Source organism: Pseudomonas sp. LTR0 (assembly GCF_036630035.1).
Lineage (GTDB): Bacteria > Pseudomonadota > Gammaproteobacteria > Pseudomonadales > Pseudomonadaceae > Aquipseudomonas > Aquipseudomonas putida_Y.
The window spans coordinates 4,028,886-4,049,304 of record NZ_CP123734.1; the positions used below are offsets into that span (position 1 = coordinate 4,028,886).

A 20,419-nucleotide genomic window follows, 5' to 3' on the forward strand; every position below is an offset into this window, starting at 1 on the left:
CGTAGTGAAAGGCGCTGCAACCGTCATCCAACAATCCTGGCCAACCGCTGCCTCGCTTGCTCTACAGCGGCCTTGCTAATTTCAAAATACGTGTGGACCTCATCCTCGCCTACCTCGACTGCCCCCATCTTTTTGTGAAAGGAAACTACCTTGTCATTGCCTTTCATCACTTCAAAATGCGCTTGACCAAAACCCAAATGACCAAAGCCGAACTCATACACCAGCAGTGCGCTCTCGATAGCGGCATATTTGGTTTTATCCTCATTCAATATCCAGCTACCCCATGAGAACGATGTGGGTCGCAGGTCGTAAATCCGCACAGTGCCGCACCGTGTCCCGTTCTGCTGCTCAATGATGAAGTAAAACTGGTCACCCGCCTTCTCATCTTCTTTGTAACGTTTAATCCACTGGCGCTGCGCTTCTACGTCGTCGCCGACCGTGGAAAGGTATTTGTTGTACTTTCCATCAGTACGCAGCTGGACGACAAAGGCGGCATCCTCTTCCTCGATCAAACGCAGGCAAATAGTTTTACTGGTTAGCTTCATCACGGTCCCCATCATGGGTGTTGATTTCGTTGCCGGCCCCAACAATCTACCGACATAACTCTTCAGCAAAGCCAAGATACACAAGGGCATAGCGGCAGCAGTTAGCTGCCACCGCAACCGGCTTTCTACTTGAGCAAGCCCATCAAGTACTGGCCGTAGGCATTCTTGGTAAGTGGCTTGGCCAACGCTTCAAGCTGCTCTGCACCAATCCATTTCATGCGATAGGCAAGCTCCTCAGGACAAGCGACCTTGAGGCCCTGACGATGTTCGATGGTTGCGATGAACTGGCTCGCTTCCAATAGCGACTCATGAGTGCCAGTATCCAGCCAGGCGTAACCACGCCCCATAATTTCTACCGACAAGTTGCCTTGAGAGAGATAGGTGCGGTTGACGTCGGTAATTTCTAGCTCACCACGTGCCGAAGGCTTGATACCTTTTGCAATGTCAACAACCTGTTTGTCGTAGAAATACAGACCGGTAACCGCGTAGTTAGACTTCGGCACCTTGGGCTTTTCTTCCAGGCTAACGGCGGTGCCGGTGTGGTCGAACTCAACAACGCCGTAACGCTCAGGGTCATGCACATGGTAGGCGAACACGCTGGCACCATCCGGCCTTACCATTGCACTGGCCAGCAACTCATGGAAATTGTGACCGTAATAAATATTGTCACCCAGCACCAGCGCACTAGGGTGGCCTGCTATGAACGACTCGCCAATTATGAAGGCTTGGGCCAGACCATCCGGCGAAGCTTGAACAGCGTAGGTTATATTGATCCCCCACTGGTGGCCGTCGCCCAGCAGTTGCTCGAAGCGTGGGGTATCCTGCGGGGTGGAGATGATCAGGATGTCCTGGATGCCCGCCAGCATCAGCGTGGTCAGCGGGTAGTAGATCATCGGTTTGTCGTAGACCGGCAGCAGCTGCTTGGAAATCGCCAGGGTCGCGGGGTGCAGGCGGGTACCCGACCCGCCCGCCAGAATGATGCCTTTACGGTTCATAGTGGTCATTTCTCGTGTATTTCCGTGAGCATGCGGGCCACTCCCTGGCGCCAGTCTGGCAAGGTCAGGGCAAAAGCCTTCTGCAGTTTGTTGGTATCAAGACGTGAGTTGGCCGGTCGCTTGGCCGGGGTCGGGTAGGCATCGGTGGTCAACGGGTTGACCTGTTCGGCGTGGGCTTTCAACACTACTCCCTGCGCCGCTGCCTGCTCGAGCACGAACCGGGCGTAGCCGCACCAGGTGGTTTCGCCGCCAGCCGCCAGGTGGTAAAGGCCGGCCAAAGCCGGATTGGCGCGGGTGGCGGTAATGGCGTGGGCGGTGATGTCGGCGATCAACTCCGCGCCAGTCGGGGCGCCGTGCTGGTCGTCGATCACGCCCAGGCTTTCGCGCTCGCCTGCAAGGCGCAGCATGGTCTTGGCAAAGTTGTTGCCGCGTGCGGCATACACCCAGCAGGTGCGGAAGATCAGGTGCTGGCAGTCGGCGGCCTGGATGGCTTGTTCGCCAGCCAGCTTGCTTTCGCCATAGGTGTTCAGCGGCCCGACAGTGTCGTCTTCGCGCCAAGGCTGGCTGCCCTGCCCCGGGAATACGTAATCGGTGGAGTAATGCACCAGCAGCGCGCCGCAGTCGGCGGCGGCGCGGGCGAGCACGCCGACGGCTTCGGCGTTAACCCTGAATGCTTGATCGCGGTCGCTTTCGGCCTTGTCCACGGCGGTATAAGCAGCGGCATTGACGATCACGTCGGGGGCGTAGGCGCGTACAGTTTCGGCCAGGCCTGCCAGGCTGGCCAGATCGCCGCAATGTTCCTGACTACGTGAGTTCAGCGCCAGCAGCTGGCCCAGCGGGGCCAGGCTGCGCTGCAGCTCCCAGCCTACCTGGCCATCCTTGCCCAGTAGCAGAATTTTCATGCCGAGCGCCCTGCGTAGTTCTTCTCTACCCAGTCGCGGTAGCTGCCGGACTGCACGTTCTGCACCCACTCCTGATTGTCGAGGTACCAGGCGACGGTCTTACGAATGCCGGTCTCGAAGGTTTCGGCTGGCTTCCAGCCCAGCTCGCGCTCCAGCTTGCGGGCGTCGATGGCGTAGCGGCGGTCATGGCCAGGGCGGTCGGTCACGTAGGTGATCTGCTCGGCGTAGTGCTTGCCGTCGTGGCGCGGGCGCAGCTCGTCCAGCAGCGCGCACACGCGGTTGACGATTTCTAGGTTGGGCTTTTCGTTCCAGCCTCCCACGTTGTACACCTCACCCAGGGTACCGGCTTCCAGCACGCGGCGGATGGCGCTGCAGTGGTCCTTGACGTACAGCCAGTCGCGAATCTGCTGTCCGTCGCCGTACACCGGCAGCGGTTTGCCGGCCAGGGCGTTGACGATCATCAGCGGGATGAGCTTTTCCGGGAAGTGGAACGGGCCGTAGTTGTTCGAGCAGTTGGTGGTCAGCACTGGCAAGCCGTAGGTATGGTGGTACGAGCGGACCAAGTGGTCGCTGGCGGCCTTGCTGGCGGAGTACGGGCTGTTGGGTTGGTACTGATGGGTTTCGGTAAAGGCAGGCTCATCAGCTGCAAGCGAACCGTACACTTCGTCAGTGGACACGTGCAGGAAGCGGAACGCCTGCCGTGCCGGCTCGGCTAGGCCGCCCCAGTAGGCGCGTACGGCTTCCAGCAGGCGGAAGGTACCGACGATATTGGTTTCGATGAAGTCTTCCGGACCGTGAATCGAGCGGTCGACATGGGACTCGGCGGCAAAGTTCACGATCGCGCGCGGCTGGTGCTCCTTGAGCAGGCGGGTGACCAGTTCGGAATCACCGATGTCGCCATGCGCGAAGATGTGGCGCTTGTCGCCCTGCAGGCTACTCAACGTTTGCAGGTTGCCTGCGTAGGTGAGTTTATCGAGGTTGACCACGGGCTCATCCGAGCCAGCCAGCCAGTCCAGCACGAAGTTCGCGCCAATGAAGCCCGCACCACCAGTTACCAGAATAGTCATCGTTCAGTTCTTCCCAATTCCCGCGTTCAAACTTCGTAGCGTTTGAAATTCATATTGGCGCGCCTTCGCCGGCAACGCCTGTTCTGTTTGAAAATACAGCACTCAGGGCTCCAGCCGTCGGCGCTGGTACAGCCAGTCGACAATCTCCCCGCCTGGCACATAACCGCTCACGGTGTCCCGTAGCAACTGGCGCACAGTGGCAAAGTCATCCTCTGCGGTGGCCGCACGCAATGCATCCAGGCGCTGCTTCAACACGTCCCAGGCCAGGTAGTCTTCATTGGCACTCATGATCATGGGGTGTCGCGTTGCAATTACGTTGTCGCCGATCAGCAGCTCTTCATACAACTTCTCGCCCGGGCGCAGGCCAGTGAAATTGATGGCAATGTCACCCAGCGGGTTGCGCTCGGAGCGGATGCTGAAACCGGACAGGTGGATCATCTTTTCCGCCAGTTCCACGATCTTCACCGGCTCGCCCATGTCCAGCACGAACACGTCACCGCCCTGCCCCATGGAGCCGGCCTGTATCACCAACTGCGCAGCCTCGGGAATGGTCATGAAGTAACGGGTGATTTTCGGATGGGTGACGGTCAGCGGCCCACCCGCCTGGATTTGCTTGTGGAAAAGTGGGATAACCGAGCCCGACGAACCCAGCACGTTGCCGAAGCGCACCATGGTGAAACGGGTCTTGTTCACCTGAGACACGTTGCCGGTGTCGCCCATCAACACGGGCGCCATCTCGCGGCTAAGGGCCTGCAGCACCATTTCAGCAAGGCGCTTGGTACTTCCCATCACATTGGTCGGGCGAACGGCCTTGTCGGTGGAAATCAGCACAAAGTTGGACACCCCGGCCTGCAGTGCGGCCTGGGCGGTATATAGGGTGCCGAACACGTTGTTCGACAGGCCTTCAGCAATGTTGTGCTCGACGATGGGCACGTGCTTGTAGGCGGCGGCATGATAGACCGTGTCTACCTGCCATGCGCGCATCACGTCGAGCATCTTGGCCTGGTCGCGGACCGAGCCGAGGATGGGGATCAACTGCACCGCCAGGCCTTCGCGCAAGATGCGCTGCTCCAACTCGCCAGCAATGGTGTACAGGTTGAATTCGCTGTGCTCGAACAACAGCAAAGTGCGCGGCGTCTGGCCCAGAATCTGCCGGCACAGTTCCGAGCCGATCGAGCCTCCAGCCCCAGTCACCATGACCGTCTGGTCGATGATACAGTGCTGCAGCAGGTCACCTTGCGCCGGCACCGCATCTCGGCCCAGCAGGTCGGCAATGTCCACTTCCTGGATATCGTCCACTTTCACACGACCGCTGGCCAGGTCCATGAAGCCGGGCACACTGCGTACATGCAGCGGGTAGCCCTCCAGCAGGTTGAGGATCTCGCGGCGCCGGCTGCGGCTGACCGAGGGTAGCGCCAGTAGGATTTCGGCGGCATTGGTGTCATCGATCATGCGTTGCAGCTGTTCTGGCTGGTACACCTGCAGGCCAGCAATTACCCTGTCGGTGATGCTGGCGTCGTCATCGATGAACGCCACCGGGCGCATGGCCTTGCCCATGCGCAGCGCCGCGACAAGCTGGTTGCCGGCCGACCCGGCACCGTAGATGGCCACCCGTGGCAAACCGTCGTCGCGGTTGGCGAAGGGCACATGTTGCACGGCGGTGGCGAACCAGTCACCGAGGAAGTACTGACGCATGGCCAGGCGCAGGCCGCCGACCATGATCAGGCTCAACCACCAGTAGTTGAAGGTGATCGAGCGCGGCACCACGTTCTGGTGGTTACTGGCCCAGTAAATGATGAAGCCCAGGATCAACGCCGAGAGGGTTACGGCCTTGATGATGGCGATCAGCGCGTCGTTACCGAAATAGCGCATCACCGCCCGGTACAGGCCAAACCTGATAAACAATGGGATCGAGATGATCGGCGCTATGATGAACAACCAGGTATGGTCGAGGACAGGGTTGGCTAGGTCATCGATGCCTAAACGCACGACAAACGCCAACCACAGCGCGAACCAGACCAGAATCACATCAGTCGCTACCTGAATCAGCCTTTTGTGGCGTCGAGGTAGTCCAAGCAGTCTTGAGCGCAGCATATCCATAAAACCTCTGAGGGCTCTGCAAAGTGACATGTCTACAGCCTTGTTCCTATCACTTTAGCTAGTGTTCAAGTTCACCGGCGCGCCAGCGCACGGCCAGATATGCCAAGGGCAGGTAAGCAATGATCAAGCCCAACACGCCGTCCAGGCCCAGCAACATCACACACAGGGCTACCGGCAGCAGCCAGAACAGGTTGATCGCTGCTACCACCAGCGTTACCGGCATATGCTTACCGTAGTGGCGCGAGGCAAACTGGTAAGCATGGCTGCGGTGGGCTTCGTACACCTTGTCACCACGCAACAGGCGACGGATCAGGGTGAAGGTGGCATCCACCACGAACACGCCCAGCAGGATCAGCCAGCACCAGAACAACTGCGGCGAAGCCCAGGCGGCCTGCAGCGACAGGCCCGCCAGCACGATGCCAAGAAAGCCGCTTCCGGCGTCGCCCATGAAGATCTTCGCTGGCGGGAAATTCCAGAACAAAAAGCCCAGCGTTGCCGCCGCGAGCAACAGCGGCAGTGCCATGAGTTGTGGCTCACCGGCCAAGGCCGACAGCAGCACCATACCCAGGCAAGCAGTAACCGCTTCGACACTGGCGATGCCGTCGATACCGTCCATGAAGTTATACAGGTTGAGCATCCATACGCTATAGAACACCGCTAGGATGAAGCCAAACCACTGCAGGTCGAAGGTGAAACCGAACACCTGTAACGGTGCCAGGCCACCCAGCCAATAGAGCATCCACGCAGCTGCGGCGAAATGGCCAAGCAGGCGCCAACGGGCGGCAATGTGGCCATGGTCATCCATGAAGCCGATGATCGCAATTAACGCCCCTGCTCCGCCGATGGCGACCACTTCCGTCAACGGCACTCCACCGGTCACGCCCAACAGTGGCAGGCAGACTAGGAAGCTCAGCACAATGGCCACACCGCCACCCCGTGGGGTGGGCATGGTATGCGAACTGCGCGCATTGGGCACATCGATGATCTGCTTGTTCAGGGCGTAGCGCCGCAGCGCTGCAGTCAGCAGCAGGGATGCCACCGCGACCAAGGGGATAAGCCACCATGCCGTCATTTGTCTTGCTCTTTCAGAAAGTTGATTGCCGTGGCCCGCAAAGCCTGGTCCACATCCAGTGGCGGCTGCCATCCCAACAGTTCACGGTTCTTGCCAATGTCAACCTGCAGTGAGCCACACAAGCGCTGCGCCTGGCCGCCCCTGCCGGCCAGCATGGCTGCAGCTTTCAACCACGCGGCGGGAACCGGCAGTAACCTAGCCGGTTTGCCCAATGCATTGCCCAGGCGTTGCAACAGCTGCGTGGTGGACAGGTCATGGCCATCGCTGGCCATGAAGGTCTGGTTGGCGGCAGCCGGGTGGTCGATGCAGGTCAGCAGCAAGTCCACCAGATTGTCCAGCGCCACCAGGCTGCGCTTGTTGTAAATGGCCCCGAATGGCAGCGGCACCCCTTTATCCAGCCAGCTCATCATGCTGCGGAAGTTGGCTTTCACACCCGGGCCATACACCAGCACCGGGCGCACGATCACAACTTCCAGCCCAGTTTCAGCCGCCAGTTGGCGCAGGCCGTCTTCGGCTTCACGCTTGGAAATGCCGTACGGGTCTGATGGCGCAGGCGCCTCATCGGCGTTGAAGGGCTGACGGCCATCAGTAGTTTCGCCGTTGACCTTTACCGAACTTACAAAAATGAAACGGCGCACGCCAGCCTGGGCGGCGGCCCGGGCCAGGCTCAGGGTGCCTACCACGTTCACCCGTCGGAACTCGGCCAATGGGTCTACTGCAGTTTCCTGCATCACATGAACGCGAGAGGCCAAGTGGATCACAGTGTCCACTTGCGTAAAGTGGCCGGATGCCACATCCACCGCCGTCAGTTCGCTGAAGGGCCTGTAGTCGACACCGACCAGGCGCTTGCCAGGCAGCTTGCGCACCAGCGCCCGCGGTGCCCAGCGTGCATCGCTGGCAAGCCGCTGCAGCAGCACCTTGCCGACGAAGCCTGTGCCACCTGTGGCCAGGATGCCTTGCCCGATCATCAACGCCTCCCCAGCAGTCGGGTGAATACGCTGCGGTACTGTTCGGCCACCACCGGCCAGCGGTAACGACGGTTGGCTATTTCATGCAGGCGCGTCGAGAGTTGGGAACGTGCATCAGCATTGCCCATCAGTGCTTGTACATGGTTGCGCAGCGAGGCGCTGTCGGCAAAGTACAAGGCCTGATCCTCGGTAGTGGCGCGGTTGAACGACACATCGAAGGCCACCACCGGCAAACCCAGCCACATGGCTTCGACCAGCGACGGGTTGGTACCGCCGGCGCTGTGGCCATGCAGGTACACCGTGGCATTGCTGCGTAGCGGGCTCAGTTGCTCGACGTCGTAGATCGGATCTAGCAGGTGGATGTTGGCCACCCCGTCATATTGCTTGCGCAGTTGCACACCGTATTCGCTGTGGTTCCAGTTGCCGATGATTGCCAATAGCATGTCCGAACCGGCAAAGGCCTCGAGAATGACATGTATGTTGTTCTCCGGCTCAATGCGGCATACGGTGAAGGCATACGGCGCGTTGAGAAACGAATAGGCTTGGCGGACTTGCTCGCTTGGCTCGCCGGCCTGCGCCTGGTCGCCGCCGTAGGCAATCAGCTCACTGGGCTTTTTGTATTCAGCGGTTACATACTCCTGCAGCACCTTGTTGTCGGTAATGACCGCGTGTGCAAAACGCACCGCCACGGACTCGGACAATTTCAGAAACCAGCGGGCGAAGTTGGACCACTTGGCGCGCTTCCATTCGTAGCCATCGATGTTGACCACGATCGGTTTTCGAGTCAGCAAACGCATGAATGGCAGGGCGATGCAGCCTGAAACGCCCAGGATCAGCATCAGGTCGTGCTTGCGGTAAGCGTGCAGCATGCTCAGCACGTCATACGGAATGCTCTGCACGCCATTGGCTTTGAGGTTCAGGTAAACCAGGCGAGCACGCTCGAAGAACGCTGGGCGCTCGGGGTAATGCGGTGCGCTGCAATACACGGTGAGCTCGCAGTCACCCGGCAGGTTGCGGACCAATTGTTCGGTCAATGTTTCCCAACCACCGTATTGGGCGGGCAATCCTACCGTACCAATCACTGCAATCTTATAGGTCATCAAACACCATCACGATATTCTTCTGGAAATTGGCGGTGGAAAACTCACTCGCTTTCATGCGTGCGCGTTCAGACAGTGCCTGACACGCCTGTGGGTCCTGCGACAGGCGCGCAACCGTGCGCACCAGCTGTTGGTGGTTTCTCGAATCGATCTGGTAGCCCTCTACTCCGTCGCTCACCAGTTCGACCGGGCCACCCACCGGCGGCACGATCGTCGGGATGCCGAAAGCCATCGCCTCGAGAATGGTCAGACCAAAGGTTTCGACCCAGCCGTCTACATGTGAAAGATTCAGCACCAGGCTGGCCTTGTGGTAAAACTTCGTCACATCTGAACTGGCCGGACTGAGCACGAGGTTTTTCGGCAGTGCCTTGCCGGCAAAATAGTCGTCCACTTCCTTGGGGCTGGCGTTGAGCACAAGAGTGAAGTTCAACTGCGGATCGCCAGCCAGCGCGCTGGCCAGGGCAATAAACTCGTCCACCCCTTTGTAGCCTTTCAACGAGGCCAACATCAGCACATTGAAGCGCCCAGCGCGGGTGTGCTGGTACGGCGCGGCCATCGCCTGCCGCTGAAAACCTTCGGCCAGGCCGTTGTAAACGGTCACCCCTGGCACCCCGGCCACGCCCTCCTGCTTCTGCAGGTACCCGGAAACGTAGACTACCTTGCTAGCACAGCCGGCAATCACCCGGCGCAGAAACGCCTTAAGCGCTGCAGGCCGAATCGAGGTTTCATGCACGTGATAAACCACCTTCGCTCCGCGCAAGCGGGCAGCCATGGCGGCACCAAACGGCAGCATGGTGTTGATCAGCACAACCTGCCCCCGTCGAACCTGGCACAGCAGGCTGAAGAACAGCACCACCTGCGAACCGGCGTAGGCCAGCAAGGTCAGCCAACGGTTGTCGAAGCGCTTGTAGGCAAACCTGCAGGTCCGTACCTGCAGCTCATCGAGTACACCATGGCCGCTGCTGCCCACATGCAGGGTGCAATCTGCACCGCTTTGCTGCAGCGCGGTGATGGTCTGGTTCAGTACCCGGGGGCTACCGCTGTAATCATTCAACAGATGAACAAAGTGCAACGTTTTCATACCGCCCCTTCTTCCGCCACGCGCGCCTTGATGAACTTGGCCGGCACACCGCCATAAATCGAGTTCTTGCGGTACACACCGGCCGCGACCACCGCCCCTGCGGCGAAGATGCAGCCATCTTCGATTACCGCACCGTCAAGCACGGTCACCTTGGCACCGATCCAGCAGTTGCGGCCAACCTTTATGCCCTGGCGGGTAACGCCCTGCAGGCGGATGGGTTGCAGCGGGTCCTCGAAGTTGTGGTTCTCCGAGTGGAAGCTCACGAAGTTGCCGATGATGGTGTCGCTACCAATCTCGATCCCGCCGGCACAGCCCAAGAAGCAGCCGGCGCCCAAGCCGACGTTGTCACCAATCACCAAGCCCTTGCCAATGTTAGCAAGGCTACCGGTGCACTCGATGATGATGCGCTTATTCAACGAGACTGCTGTGCCGAAACGGATGCCGTCATTGGACAAGGCATCGACGAAGCAGCCCTGATCAATCACGAGCCCCGGGCCATAATCGATCTTGCCCACTTCCTTCAACGTCACGCCCGCGCCGATGAATGCCAGCCGCAGCCGCCGCAGGCGAATCACGCCACGGAAAGCCATCAGCAGCTTGCTCACGATCAACCCCAGCAGGTAGCCCGACGAGATCCGCCGATCGATGGCCATTGGCCGTTTTTTAACCAGCAACACCAATTTTTCGAGCAACGCATGCATCATTTGGCAGCCCTCACCTGGGTAAACAATGCCCTGACGAAGGCCGTGCTGCGGTAAGAAACGGCTTTGCGTAGCGCGGCGTAAACCAGGTACACGTCGAGCAGACCACGTTGCAACACGCTATGGGACTCGAAACTGATGCGCAGGCCGTGGATCATTTCTTCAAAGCGGAACAAGGCGCGCTCAGGGGTATCGGCGCTATGCTCGGAGAGGTCATGTGCAATCTCAACATCCAGCACGCAGGCCTTAGGGAAGTAGCCTTCATAGCGGATGAAAAAGTCAGTATCGGTGGCATAGAAGCGCAGCCGCTCATCATAGAATGGTTTCATGCGCTGGAAGCATTCGCGCGTGAAGATCAGCCCGCTGTTGATGCCTAGCAGGTTTTTCGAGTCCACCAACCCCGGGGCCACATCGGGGGTCAGGCGCCCCATGAACAACCGGCGCTGGCCTGGGCTTACCAGTTGCCCATGGCTGACCAGCCGCGGCATGAACACACCCACCTGATCGCCCCCCGGCGCACTGCGCACCTGGCTAATCTGCGACAGGCAACTGGACAGGCGAATGTTCGAGTAGTTGGTGTCGTCGTCCGAAATCATCAACAGCTCGCCCCCGGCGGCGAATGCCTCAGTCGCTATCTGGTTGTAGATGACCGACAGGCGTTGATTGTGCGCTTCATGCCAACGCACACCGGGGGGAGGCTGCGCAACGCCAGGTGAGTTGTTCCAGACATACAATTGCAGGTCGATACCCTCGTCATGCAGCAATGCCTTTTGCGCGAGCAGCGACTGCAGGGCGATCGAGTCCTGGCTAGTTTTCCGATACAGAACGATCAGAACTGCCAAGCTCAACTTTTGTTCTTCTGTTTTCACAAATGATCACCATTACCACGATCGCAAAAATGTAAAGGACAACGCTGTTCGTATACGACTGGAAAAAGAACGAGCTGAGGAAGAACGGGTAACTGGCAATCACGAAATTGCCCAAGCCGTTTCTCCACGAGCTGGCATGCGCCCTGCCCCGGACTATGATTGTCACCAGTTTGTAATACCAGAGAATCAACCCCGCCATAATCAGCGCGCCGACCCAGCCACAAGTGGCAAGCAGGTTCAGCCAGAACGAGTCGAACCAGTACGGTTGCCCCGGCCCAACCGAGCCAAACCCATAACCCATGGGGTGTGCACTGAGCACCTGGTACATATGCAGCCACTGCCGCTCACGGTCCAGCGCCGACAAGTCCTGGGTGTAGCCCATCGACAGGTAGGCGAAAATTGCTACGGTCAGGACTGCGAACTGCAGGTAGCCCAGCAGCGAAATCAGCCAGGCTGTACGCAGCACCCGCGCCACCACCAGCATCGAGCAGATGCACACCAGGCCGATCATGGCAGTACGCACCGATCCGATCGCGATCAGCCCGCACAACAGCACGAATGCAGCGCCCAGTAGCAGGCGCCGGGTCAGCGACCAGTTACGCCCGCTGAGTAGCACCGCCAGGGTCATGGCGGCGCTGTTGAGGATGACTGCAGAAAACTCCAGGGTGCCGGTGAAAAAACCCGAAATCCGCGGCAGCCCGTCGCGCATCGAGTTGTAGGGCTGCAGCTCGTAGCCTTTGGCGCTCAGCAATGGCCAGTACCAGAACTGCTCGGCCGAGGCGATGGTCAGGTACTGGTACATGGCATACACGCCGGTAAGCATGCTCATAGCCAGCACCGACCAGTACACATGGCGCAGCTTTTTCTCGGTCGACACTGTCTGCGCCCAGATGGCTACCGCCATGCCGACAAACACCGGCACCGCCAGCGCGCGGAACATGCGCACAGACGAGGAGCTGAGGTCCCCGAACAGCAGGTAAAGGAAGGCGAAGAACAGCACGATCAATAACGAACGTCCTACTTCGAGGTTGACCATGCCACGCGCGGTGACGCTGGCCAAGGCCCGCAGCACCAACCACATGATCACCAGCAGGCTGATCATTTCGCGCCAGCCGGCAAAGGCACCGCCCAACCTGAGCGTCAGTACGATGTAGTCGCTGAGGAAAAGCAGGCCGAACAACACGCCGATAAAGATTTTGATCACACTCTCCCTCGTGCTCTAGCAAGCCTGGCCAGCCGCAGCAACGTGACCTTTGTGATGATCTTGATTCGCGGTACCCAAGCGTAGGAAAGCAGAGCTCGCAGCGCCAGGTTCGTGTCAATGCGGCACAGGGCGTCGAAGACATCCGCAGGGATCATGCTAGTGACCTTACCTGTCGGTTTCATGAAGTCCAGGTTGCCCGTCCATGGCAGCATGGCCGCCAGTTCGTTCTCGCTGTACTCGCCACGATCAATGCAAGCCAGGTAGCGTGCCTTTACCGCTTCCAGCGAGTTTACCCGCTGCACCGCTTCTACAACCGGGGCACTGGGTTGCGGCTGCTCGATGCTGGCCAGTAACTGGTCGATGCTGGCCACTTTCAGGCCTTCTGCGGGCGAATATCCCTGAAAAGGCGCCACCAGCCCCACGCAACGCCGGCCATTGAGCAGTTGCTCCGCGAAAGCCGTGCCACCGGGCATCGGGTAGCTGTCCAAGTAGAAGTCGGCCTTCCCCGCAAGCTCCAGGTAATCCTTGTACGGCAGATGGCGCCGGATGAAAAAACGCGTGGGGTAACGCAGCTTCACCGTCCACCACCATGTGTTGGTTAGCGGATTGGCACCGATGATCCAGCACTCGGCATTTCGGAAACGTTTCAGAATGGCCGTGATTGATGGGCGCATGTCTAAGCCCCGATGGGGTTTGAATTTAGCTGCCGAAGCTGCGCTGAACACCTTGATCCGGTCGCGCGCGAGCAACGCACCTGGCACTTTGGCGCCGCTGGTGTCGATCGGGATCGCTAAAAAGCTCTTCTGACATGCGAGGTTTTTTTTCCTGTCCAGATAGTGCCCGTAGGCGCTAATCTCAAAATACACATCGGCAACCGAAGCACCAAAGCTGAATACATGGTCGGCGTGGTTGACGAAATACACCTTTAATGCTGCGCCACGCTGCTGCTTGAGTATGCCGCAGGCAACAGTAGTGATGATGTCATCGGGGTGAATGTGCAATACCAACTTGTCGTATTGTGCAAGGGTGTCAACGATTGACTGTATGCGGGTGCACGGGTCATCACCATGTGCTACTTCAACATGGGCGAAATAGCCGGCTAGACGTTCGAGTACCGCGGGCTCGGCACCGCGCGCCACCAGCAGGTCCACCGGGTCCTCGTGCATTTTTGCCAAGCGCTCCATCAGCCGGGTGTGGCCACCTTGCATGTAAGGTTCGCTGACCACGTGCAGGCAACCTCGGGATTCAGCATTGGCGGCCGGCACCGTGACCTGCCCAGTACACTGAGCGACCAGATAGCGCTCAAGGCTGGATGCCTCGTAAATGTCCAGGTCCACGGCCCAGAGCAGCGCACCATAGACTTGCGCCTGGACCAATGCCGGCCCTGGTGCAGCCTTTAGTATCCTGGCCTGCAGCTGCTCTACCACTTCCTTCATTGCTCAGTTCCGTGCCGAATCAGCGACAATCATCGGCAAGCGCCGGAAAATCGCGAAATACATGACAATCGCGTACAAAAGGTAATTGACGGCGTAGGCAAGTGTGACCTTGTCATAACCCCAGAGCTGCGTGAGGTACACCGTCAACCCGTAAAGCGACAGGGTGGAGAGGATTTCCGTCACCAGATACAGCCGCGTCATGGCCTTGCCTAGCATCAGGTAGGCCATCAGCCAACTGGCAATTTTCAGGCTATCGCCCACCATCTGCCAGGCGAACAGTTCCCGCATCGGCAGGAACGATTCAGAGAAAAGCACCTGAATGATAAAGTCGCGGAGTAGGTAGATCACCACCCCGGCCAAGATGGTCAACGGCAGTATTAACTTGTAGCCCTGCAGCATCTCCCGACGCAATTCGCCCGCGTCCTTCAATTCTGACAACCGTGGCAGGTAGTACACCGCCAGGGTGGTGGTGATCAACATCAGGTACGCCGAGCTTAGGCGCCACATGGCCTCCCAGTAACCGGCTTGTTCCCAGCCAAAGGTATTGCCCAAGTAGTCGCGCAGGAACACATGGCAAACCGGCAGCGAACAAGCCGTAACGACGGCCATTAGCGCGAATTTCGACAGCCGACCCAGGGCCTGGCGGTCCATACCGCCAAAAAAGTCGCCAAGGCGGAACCAGGGCGTACGCATACAGATCAGCAAAGTCGCAACGAAGCTCAACGACTGGTACACCGCCAGCGCCACCAGCGCGCCGTACAACCCCAGCTGAATGGTCAAGGCGCAAGTGACCACCAGCGAGATCAGGCTGCCGAGGATGTTGGCCAGCACGTAGCGCGGCACATCCTTCTTGCCGTTCAGCACCCCCAGCAACAACGAATTGAAGGCAAAGAACACCAGAGTGGCGGCGAACCACAGGAGTACCGTGGCCAGGGATTCATCATTGAAGAACCAGTTGGCCAAGGGTCCGCGCAGCACGATGATCAACACTGCCAGCAGCAGCGAAATCACTACCGACAGTGTGCCGGCGGTTCTCCATACCTTGCGTTGCTCGTCGGGCTGTTCAGCGAACTCGGCTGTGTACTTGGTCACGCCAGTGCTGACTGCTCCGCTGGCCAGCGTGGTAAACATGGTCACGGCATTCTGCAACTGGCCAATGGCCGCGTAACCGGTCGGCCCTACGTACAGGGCCAGCACCTTGTTCAGGCCAAGCAAGGTGGCCATTTTCACTGCAACCGCTATGGCATTTAGCAGGCTAGTTCTGATCAGGGTCATACCTGGCACTCAAGGACGCGAAAAACTGTTGCAGGCGTCAATGACGTGCTGGATGGACTCCTTAGTCAGGGTCGGGTCCATGGGTAGGCTCAGCACCTGTTCATGCAACCGCTCGGTCAACGGCAGTGACAGGTCGGCCAATTGCGGATAGGCCTGCTGGCGGTGCGGCGGAATCGGGTAGTGCACAAGGGTCTGCACACCCTGTTGCGCCAGATGCTGCTGCAACTGTTCACGGCACTCGCAGCGCACCACGAACAGGTGCCAGGCATGCTGGCCGGCAGCGCCAGGCTCGGGCAACTGAATGGTCGAGTTGTCGATACCAGCCAGGTACTGCTGCGCAACCTGCTGGCGCAGGCGGGTTTCGCTGTCCAGGTGCGGCAGCTTCACACTCAGCAGCGCGGCCTGCAGCTCGTCCAAGCGGCTGTTCACCCCTTGGTACATGTTCATGTATTTCACGTGCGAGCCGTAGTTGCGCAGCGATTTCAGCGTGTCGGCCAGAGCATCGTCGTTGGTGGTGACAGCACCGGCGTCGCCCAGCGCGCCCAGGTTCTTACCCGGGTAGAAACTGAAGCCCGAGGCATCGCCCCAGGCACCGGCCCGGCGCCCTTCAAGCTGGGCACCGTGAGATTGGGCGGAGTCTTCCAGCACCAGCAGACCATGGGCTTGAGCGAATGCGTTGATTGCCGGCATGTCGGCTAGCCTGCCGTATAGGTGCACCGGCATGATCACGCGGGTGCGCGGGGTCAGTGCTTGCTCCAGGTTGTGCGCCCCCAGGTTGAAGCTGCCTTCATCGGGCTCCACCAACACCGGCACCAGGTTGTTCTCGGTAATCGCGAGAATGGTAGCGATGTAGGTGTTGGCCGGTACCAGTACCTCGTCGCCGTCGGTAATACGGCCCAGTTGCTTCCAGGAGCGAAGGGTGAGGATCAACGCATCCAGGCCATTGGCGACGCCAATGCAGTGTTTTACCCCACAGTAGCTGGCGAACTGTGCCTCAAATTGTTTGAGCTTCTCGCCCATGATGTACCAGCCGGAGTCGATGACCTCGGTGCAGGCATCGATCAATGCCTGACGGTATCGCGCATTTATGCCCTGCAGATCGAGAAACTTAACCATTGCGTTATATCACCTGAAATTTGTCCGAATTCACTACAACAAAGCGAGATGGCGGGACGTCCTTGCTTGCTAATGTCCCCGCTCACGCGATAGCGCTCATGATCACCAAGAACTGCAACGTCTGGGTGCTTTCACCGTTGGCCGCACTTCTCACATTCGGCCAGTCAGCCCAAACTAGGCATTGCCCTTCAATTCCGTGAAGGTGTTGTAGTCACGAATGTAATCAGCCTCATCATAATGAGCGTCCGCCAGGACTAACAGGACGCAGTCCGGGCTGAAGTCGTGCATTTCATGCCAGACCATAGGTGGAATCAGGATGCCCTTGTTGAAGGCGTCGAGCCAATGATCAATGCGAGTGGTGCCATCATCCATAAGCATCCGACAGCGTCCGGACACACAGACGGCCAGCTGATTGAGTGCCTTGTGGGCATGGAAGCCGCGGGAAACCCCTGGCAATGTCTCCGTCAGGTAGTACACCCGCTGGATGGCGAACGGCACGTTGTCAAGGGCTTGCAGTGCCACCAGCTGGCCACGGTGATCACCTAGCACCTTGAACAGCTCGACTTGAGCCAGGGCGTCTTCCTCGACAGTGCTGAGGTGGTGGCGGAACGATGGCGCCTGGTCGTCCTTTTCGCTGACAATTAGGTTGTCCCGCATCGGCCAGTCAATGGCCAGGTCCGGGTCATCCCAATGAATGCTACCTTCCGCAGCCTTGTTGTACACATCCGTGGTTTTGTAGAGGAAATGGGTTTCGTCCTCAAGGGCGATGAACCCGTGTGCGAAACCTTCCGGAATCCATAGCATACGGTTATTGCGCTCGGTAAGTTCTACCCCTACCCACTGGCCGAAGGTCGGGGAGCCCGGGCGAATATCGACGGCCACGTCGTAGGCTGCGCCACGCACCACCCGAACCAGCTTGCCCTGCGCATGCGGTGCACGCTGGAAATGCAGCCCGCGCAGCACTCCACGATGGGACATCGAATGGTTGTCCTGAACAAACGCACGGGGCTTGCTCAGGCCTAGTTCGAGCAATGCGCCATGAAAGCGGGTTTCATTGAAGGTTTCCGTGAACCACCCGCGATCATCCTCGTACACGGCGGGTTCCACTATGACTACATCGGGAATGTTCGTTTGAACAAGCTTCATCGGTAAACCTTTGCCATGAATTTTTGTCGGGCCAGTCGCGGTGGCCCCCTTAATTACTGCAGTTTCACCGTTTGCACGGCAAATGTCTCGCGCTAAATGTGGCGTACACGTTGCTGTTCGTTTGCGCTCAGGCCCGACGTCGCTGCAAATTTTGCAAGGCATATCGCAGGGTGGCAATCAGGCAGCCAAGGCCAAGCCCCATAACCACACCCAAGGCGATGATCAAGTTGCGTTTGGGTTTAACCGGCACGTCCGGTAGCTCTATCGTGCCATCCAGCTGATAGACATTAATATCGCGCCTTACCGCTACCAGACCTTGATAAAACTGCTGTTTGGTTTGTACTTTCCTCAGGTCAGCGATAAACGGGTCTTCACTTTTACGCTGTTGCAAGTTGCTAATCTCTGCGGCCAGCGCCTTGCTACCCCGCATGTAAGTCAGCTCACCATCCATTTTCGACGACAATGCTTTGGAAACCTCACCGTTAACAAGTGGCGGGTTTTCCAGACCAATGGCAGTCGCAATACGTAGCGCCTCTTGCAAACGAATGATCTTGTCTTCTCTTTGCTGATAGCCGTTTGCACGCAAACTTTCCAGTTCTAACTCCAGCGCGCTAGCGCGAACTTCGGCTTCTTTGGTCGCATCGTGCAACAGCTCAGCCTTGGCCGCTGCACTAGCTTTGTCGACATACGCGGCAGCCCACTCGGACGCAACTGCAGGGTCACGCCCACGGAATGCAACATACGCCCGCGCCGGTTCACCTGCCAGGTGTACCACGTCGAATGAGCCATTGAACGCTGCATACAGCGCGCCTTGCGCCCCTTGCCCTGCAGAAGCCGAAGGCAAGTACACTTCCTTGAAGAACTGACGACGTAGCGTCTCGCCATTCAAATGCTCGATAAAGATATCAAATACCTTGCGCGAAGTGAAAGGTTCAAGCCCGCTCTGACTGGTACGGCCGTAGTTAAGGTCAGCAATATCACTGGCAGAAGGCGCTGCCAGAAAAACCTTGGCCTCATAAACCGGCTTGGTTAGAAGCACATAAGCCAGTGCTAGTGTGGTGACTGCGAGCGTTACCAGCAAGATGAGAAGCTTTTGCTGCCACACCCCCTCCAGAAACTCAAGCAGGTCAACTTCCTCACTATTGCTACTGCGGCGCTCAAGATCATTGCGCATTTCTTATCTTTTTCCTTGGGTCTGATCGTGTACACGGTTTCTGGCATACCAAAACTATGCGAGCTACTGCATGGGACCGGTTAAGGCGCACGCCCTCCCCAGTGTAGCGGCATTATGCCAACATTTAACCTGTCCAGAACCTGGGGTTAGCCGCAGTAGATGAACCACACCTCGATTAGTTCCCGCCTTACGTCGCCGAAACCGCCGCCATCAGACCAAGGGTTCAAGCAATAGAGACTTGCAGATCTCTCCCTAGCATTTCAGCATGCTGACGCAAAGCCCCTTTAAGCACTTGCTTGGCAGCCATTTCGCCGTGCACCAGCACCACCTTGCCAGCCGGATGGCCGCCCAAAGCAAAGCGCAGCAAGCCCTGTTGGTCGGCATGTGCGGAATAGCCAGGCAACGTCATGACCTTTGCCCGCACTTCGTACACTTGCCCATCCAGATCAATCTGCACAAACCCTTCCGCCCCTTCACTCGCCTGTATCACCGCGCCCGGGGTCCCCTTGGCCTGGTAACCGACAAACATCACCTCGTGCCGCGGATCCGCCAGCATGGCCTTGAGATAATTGACGATGCGCCCACCCGAGCACATGCCATTGCCGGCAATGACAATTGCCGGCCGCCCGGTGCTCTTCAGGTAATTGACCACCTGCTGGTGGCGGGCGTGGGTGTCCACACTTATAAGCTGGCTGAAACCGAGCGGGTCGCGCCCTTCGGCAAGGCGCGCCCGTGCTTCGGCATTCCAGTAGTCGTGCAGCTCCCGGTATACACCGGTAATGCGCTGGGCCAGGGGCGAATCGAGGATGATGGGCAGTTGCGACCAGTCGAGCGGGTCGCCATCGGGGGCCGGGCCGGCTTTGTTCAGCAAGGCCTTGCGGTGAAGAATGCCTTCGAGCTCGTACAGTAATTCCTGGGTGCGACCGAGGCTGAAGGCCGGAATCAGCAGCGTGCCCTGGTCGGCCAGTGCGCGGTCGATAGCTGCTTCCAGCCGCTGCTGACGGTCGCCCGCAGGCGGGTGCAGGCGGTCGCCATAGGTGCTTTCCAGTACCAGTACATCGGCCCGTTCCGGGGGCTGCACGGGGCGTAGCAAGGGGTTGCCACAAGCGCCCAGGTCACCGGAGAACACGTAGCGGAGGCCGGCTTGTGCGCGCACCACATCGCATTCGACATAGGCCGAACCCAGCAGATGCCCGGCCCGCTGCAGGCGAATGCGGCAATTGAGACCGGGGGGCTCGACCAGGGTATGCCACTGCTCGAAAGGCAAGGGCACGATCAGGTCGCGGATGAACTCCAGATACCTCGCCACATGGGCGGGCTCGCTGCTGACAGTCAACTTGTAGGCGTCTTCCAGCACCAATGGCAGTAGCCGGGCAGACGGCTCGCTGCACAGGATAGGGCCACGATAGCCGGCAGCCAGCAGTGCCGGGATGCGGCCGACGTGGTCGAGATGCACATGAGTGATAACCAGGGCCTGAATGCCCTGCACGTCGAAGCCGAGCGGCGCCGATGCTGCACCCGGCGCGGCATCGATGCCCTGCTCCAGGCCGCAGTCGATCAGCAGGCTGGTGGACGGATCGAGGTGCAGTTGATGGCAGGAGCCGGTGACGCCGCGAGTGCCACCGTGATGGGAAAGGACGGGATATTCCATGCTGCGCACACTCGCCT

General features: G+C 58.9%; 18 protein-coding genes and 1 pseudogene. All 19 read right to left on the minus strand.

All coding sequences use genetic code 11. The features are described 5' to 3' along the window. Window positions 1-23: 23 nt before the first annotated feature. A complete protein-coding gene (locus QCL51_RS18490) occupies window positions 24-545 on the minus strand; it encodes a GNAT family N-acetyltransferase (RefSeq protein WP_274119180.1) in 522 nt (173 codons plus the stop codon). Window positions 546-670: 125 nt separating this feature from the next. Beyond that, on the minus strand, window positions 671-1,540 hold the full coding sequence (gene rfbA, locus QCL51_RS18495; protein ID WP_274119205.1) for a glucose-1-phosphate thymidylyltransferase RfbA: 870 nt from the start codon (window positions 1,538-1,540) through the stop codon (window positions 671-673). A 5-nt stretch (window positions 1,541-1,545) separates the two neighbouring features. Further along, window positions 1,546-2,442 carry a dTDP-4-dehydrorhamnose reductase gene (rfbD, locus tag QCL51_RS18500; protein ID WP_274119181.1) on the minus strand — a complete coding sequence of 299 codons (897 nt, stop codon included), beginning with the start codon at window positions 2,440-2,442 and terminating at the stop codon, window positions 1,546-1,548. After that, complete coding sequence (gene rfbB / locus QCL51_RS18505; RefSeq protein ID WP_274119183.1) at window positions 2,439-3,509, minus strand: dTDP-glucose 4,6-dehydratase; 1,071 nt, start codon at window positions 3,507-3,509, stop codon at window positions 2,439-2,441. The genes rfbD and rfbB overlap by 4 nt, the downstream gene beginning before the upstream one ends. A 102-nt stretch (window positions 3,510-3,611) precedes the next feature. Beyond that, window positions 3,612-5,609 carry a nucleoside-diphosphate sugar epimerase/dehydratase gene (locus QCL51_RS18510; RefSeq protein ID WP_274119184.1) on the minus strand — a complete coding sequence of 666 codons (1,998 nt, stop codon included), beginning with the start codon at window positions 5,607-5,609 and terminating at the stop codon, window positions 3,612-3,614. 58 nt (window positions 5,610-5,667) lie between these two features. Continuing rightward, entirely contained in the window at window positions 5,668-6,681 is a 1,014-nt protein-coding gene (locus tag QCL51_RS18515; RefSeq protein ID WP_274119185.1) for a glycosyltransferase family 4 protein, read from the minus strand. Next, window positions 6,678-7,649 carry an SDR family oxidoreductase gene (locus QCL51_RS18520; RefSeq protein WP_274119186.1) on the minus strand — a complete coding sequence of 324 codons (972 nt, stop codon included), beginning with the start codon at window positions 7,647-7,649 and terminating at the stop codon, window positions 6,678-6,680. Before QCL51_RS18520 ends, QCL51_RS18515 begins: the two co-directional genes overlap by 4 nt. Next, the gene (locus QCL51_RS18525; RefSeq protein ID WP_338443968.1) at window positions 7,649-8,749 is read right to left on the minus strand and encodes a DUF1972 domain-containing protein; all 1,101 of its coding nucleotides are present in this window, start codon (window positions 8,747-8,749) and stop codon (window positions 7,649-7,651) included. The genes QCL51_RS18520 and QCL51_RS18525 overlap by 1 nt, the downstream gene beginning before the upstream one ends. After that, entirely contained in the window at window positions 8,739-9,830 is a 1,092-nt protein-coding gene (locus QCL51_RS18530) for a glycosyltransferase family 4 protein (protein WP_274119189.1), read from the minus strand. The genes QCL51_RS18525 and QCL51_RS18530 overlap by 11 nt, the downstream gene beginning before the upstream one ends. Continuing rightward, window positions 9,827-10,534 carry an acyltransferase gene (locus QCL51_RS18535; RefSeq protein ID WP_274119190.1) on the minus strand — a complete coding sequence of 236 codons (708 nt, stop codon included), beginning with the start codon at window positions 10,532-10,534 and terminating at the stop codon, window positions 9,827-9,829. Before QCL51_RS18535 ends, QCL51_RS18530 begins: the two co-directional genes overlap by 4 nt. Beyond that, complete coding sequence (locus QCL51_RS18540) at window positions 10,531-11,379, minus strand: hypothetical protein (RefSeq protein ID WP_274119191.1); 849 nt, start codon at window positions 11,377-11,379, stop codon at window positions 10,531-10,533. The genes QCL51_RS18535 and QCL51_RS18540 overlap by 4 nt, the downstream gene beginning before the upstream one ends. After that, window positions 11,339-12,604 (minus strand): hypothetical protein, encoded by a 1,266-nt coding sequence (locus QCL51_RS18545; RefSeq protein WP_274119192.1) that lies wholly within the window; start codon window positions 12,602-12,604, stop codon window positions 11,339-11,341. Before QCL51_RS18545 ends, QCL51_RS18540 begins: the two co-directional genes overlap by 41 nt. Beyond that, the gene (locus QCL51_RS18550; RefSeq protein WP_274119194.1) at window positions 12,601-14,040 is read right to left on the minus strand and encodes a hypothetical protein; all 1,440 of its coding nucleotides are present in this window, start codon (window positions 14,038-14,040) and stop codon (window positions 12,601-12,603) included. Before QCL51_RS18550 ends, QCL51_RS18545 begins: the two co-directional genes overlap by 4 nt. 3 nt (window positions 14,041-14,043) lie before the next feature. Next, entirely contained in the window at window positions 14,044-15,315 is a 1,272-nt protein-coding gene (locus QCL51_RS18555) for an O-antigen translocase (protein WP_274119195.1), read from the minus strand. A gap of 9 nt (window positions 15,316-15,324) precedes the next feature. After that, window positions 15,325-16,431 carry a DegT/DnrJ/EryC1/StrS family aminotransferase gene (locus tag QCL51_RS18560; RefSeq protein WP_274119196.1) on the minus strand — a complete coding sequence of 369 codons (1,107 nt, stop codon included), beginning with the start codon at window positions 16,429-16,431 and terminating at the stop codon, window positions 15,325-15,327. Window positions 16,432-16,605: 174 nt separating this feature from the next. After that, window positions 16,606-16,980: an FdtA/QdtA family cupin domain-containing protein gene (locus tag QCL51_RS18565; protein WP_274119206.1), complete on the minus strand. Its 375-nt coding sequence runs from the start codon at window positions 16,978-16,980 to the stop codon at window positions 16,606-16,608. A 66-nt stretch (window positions 16,981-17,046) separates the two neighbouring features. Then, a pseudogene (rfbC, locus tag QCL51_RS18570) lies at window positions 17,047-17,577 on the minus strand (dTDP-4-dehydrorhamnose 3,5-epimerase); the annotation flags it as partial. Between the two features lie 127 nt (window positions 17,578-17,704). Beyond that, entirely contained in the window at window positions 17,705-18,751 is a 1,047-nt protein-coding gene (locus tag QCL51_RS18575; protein WP_274119197.1) for a Wzz/FepE/Etk N-terminal domain-containing protein, read from the minus strand. Window positions 18,752-18,974: 223 nt separating this feature from the next. Then, window positions 18,975-20,402 carry an MBL fold metallo-hydrolase gene (locus QCL51_RS18580; RefSeq protein WP_338443976.1) on the minus strand — a complete coding sequence of 476 codons (1,428 nt, stop codon included), beginning with the start codon at window positions 20,400-20,402 and terminating at the stop codon, window positions 18,975-18,977. Between the last annotated feature and the right edge of the window lie 17 nt (window positions 20,403-20,419).